The organism is Nocardiopsis synnemataformans, from assembly GCF_965343085.1.
GTDB classification, from domain to species: Bacteria; Actinomycetota; Actinomycetes; order Streptosporangiales; family Streptosporangiaceae; genus Nocardiopsis; species Nocardiopsis alborubida.
The window spans coordinates 1-1,778 of sequence record NZ_CBDRFA010000164.1 but is presented as its reverse complement, the minus strand read 5'-3'; the positions used below and the strand labels follow the sequence as shown (position 1 = coordinate 1,778).

The window sequence follows — 1,778 nt, the reverse complement described above, 5'->3', positions numbered from 1 at the left end:
CCTGAGTTTGGTCAATCGGTTAGTGCGTGACGCCGTCACCGAGCCAGCACGTCCAGGATCTCCTGCTGGGTCTTGGGAATCTGCGGCGGGAAGGTCTGCTCGGTGCCGTTGATGCTGATGGTCGCCGAACGCAGCGACCGCAGACCCCGCACCACCGCGCGGATGCTGCGCCCGGTCCGCGCCTGGACCCGGCGGGCCACCGCCAACGCACAGAACACAATGGTCAGGTGCGCCTCGATGCTGTCCCTGGTGCGGTGGAACATCGGCCGGGCCGCCAGATCGGTCTTGCTCATCCGAAACGACTGCTCCACATGCCACAGGTCGTGGTAGGAGCCGATCACCTCACCTGCCGACATCAGGTCGGCGCCCACGTTGGTGACGTACCCCTTCAGCCCCGCCAGACGGCGGGCCCTGGCCAGAGCCCGCTCATCCAAGGCCTTGGCCCCGGCGGTGGCCTTGACGAACCTCGGAGCCCGGGCGGTCTTCGCCCCCTCAACAACATCCCGGGCACGGGCTTCCTGGGCGTTGAGGGTCTTGTTGTCGTGGGCGAACCGCTTGGCCGAGAACACCCAGATCGCCCGCCACGAACCCGTGTGCCGCTCGGGGGCCCAGACGGGCTCGGCCCTGTGGGCCGGGTCGTTGTCGGTGTTGGCGCCCCGCTTGGGTGTGATCGTGTCGATCACCTGTCCGTCGGTGAAGACCTCTCCGTGCCAGCGGAAATGGGAGGCCAGATCGATCGGGGCCTTGGTGGTGCGCGAGCCCACGATGAAGCGCAGCCCCGCTTCGTCCAGCCGGGCCAGGTTGGTCGCTGAGAGCATGCCCGCGTCCGCGACGACGACCATGTCCTGGATGTCGTGGCGGGAGCGGAACCGCTCGATGATCGGCACCAGGGTGAGCTTCTCGGCTTTGTTGCCCTCGAAGCAGCCGATCTCCAGTGGGAAGCCGCCCCGGTCGACCAGCAGGCCGACCACGATCTGCGGGTCCACTCGCCTCTCTTTGGAGTAGCCGACCTTGCGCAGGTCGTCCTCCTTAGCTGCCTCGAAGTAGAGGGTGGTGACGTCGTACAACACCAGGGAGAGGTCTGAGCTGGTCACGGCGTGTTCGAAGCACAGGTCGGCGACCTGGTCGCGGTAGTGGCCGTCCGCGGCGCGCCGCAGGGTGCGGCGCATCGTGGCATAGGAGGCGGGCTGTCGTCCCAAGTCCTGGAGGATCCTCGCAGCGTCCGCGAGCGAGGTCGGCTCCACCACCCGGGCGATCACCAGGTCGCGAAACACCTCGTCGCCCAGGGAGCCGAACCCGAGCGAGTCGTAGACGCCTACCAGAGCATCGAACAGCAAGCGCGAGCTGGTGCCCGTGACCCTGCCCGGGCCTGCGGCCTCGGTGGTCTCCTGTGTTACCGGGACGGGAACGCTCTCGAACAGGGGCGGGTCGGGGCGTTTGGACAGCAGGGCTGTCTTGGGCGGTGCGGGTTCCAGACCGAGGTCGAGGACGCCTTGCTGATCGTCTTCGAGCACCTCGCGGGCCTGTTGCAGGAGGATCCCGAGCTCGGTCTCGGTGTGGGCCGATCCCAGGTGCGCGATGATGCGTTGCTTGCGGCCGCCGACGTATTCGGCGACCTGCACGGCGGTGGCCCCAGAGGCCGTTCGTACTCGCCTGATGAACGCCACGCCCCTGAGCCTACCGGCCGATTAGTGCGTGAGAACCGACCTTCTCGGGATCATCGTTCCTGGTCAGCGTGGTGTGCTCATCGCGAGGACGACACCGTGACCAAACTCAGG

1 protein-coding gene is annotated in these 1,778 nt (G+C 67.3%); it reads right to left on the bottom strand.

All coding sequences use genetic code 11. The features are described from left to right. Positions 1-35 precede the first annotated feature (35 nt). On the bottom strand, positions 36-1,667 hold the full coding sequence (locus ACSIH6_RS39250) for an IS1634 family transposase (RefSeq protein WP_435113948.1): 1,632 nt from the start codon (positions 1,665-1,667) through the stop codon (positions 36-38). Positions 1,668-1,778 lie beyond the last annotated feature (111 nt).